Here is a 435-nt window from a genome sequence, read left to right as displayed (position 1 = left end):
GTTCAAGTGCTTTATCTATGGTTGCTTGCGTATCAAACGATAAGCGCGCATCAACTTCAGTTGATACTAAACCTGGCACTTGCGCCATTAAGTTTGCACCAATCAATACTGATAACTTATCTGCGGCTTTACTGATCACTTGTGCTTTGTCATTGGTTTGTTGCTTAGCCCAAGCGACAGCTTCAACAGCCAGTGGACGATACTTTTCAATGTTAATGGCATTGAGCAATAACGATGGGTTTGTTGTGGCATCTTGCGGTTTATATTGATCGATCGCTTCAAAATCACCGGTATCAGCAACCACAGTGGTCATGGTTTTTAATTGTTCTAATTGGCTAGACATAGACATCCTATTTTCATCATACAAAATAAATTAACGGCTTTTAGCATTGCTTTTGACATGGTTTAAAGCCCCTTATTAGTGCAAAACATGAG

Annotated in this window: 1 protein-coding gene; it reads right to left on the bottom strand. The window is 39.8% G+C overall.

Annotated features, from left to right (window positions below):
- The coding region (locus CWB85_RS21590; RefSeq protein ID WP_283235141.1) for a transaldolase family protein at positions 1-343 on the bottom strand (343 nt) is incomplete at its 3' end.
- Between the last annotated feature and the right edge of the window lie 92 nt (positions 344-435).

Origin of the sequence: Pseudoalteromonas sp. S1727 (genome assembly GCF_005886375.1) — a bacterium.
GTDB lineage: Bacteria > Pseudomonadota > Gammaproteobacteria > Enterobacterales > Alteromonadaceae > Pseudoalteromonas > Pseudoalteromonas haloplanktis.
Note: the sequence above shows the minus strand (reverse complement) of the source record. Positions and strands in the feature narration are given on the sequence as shown.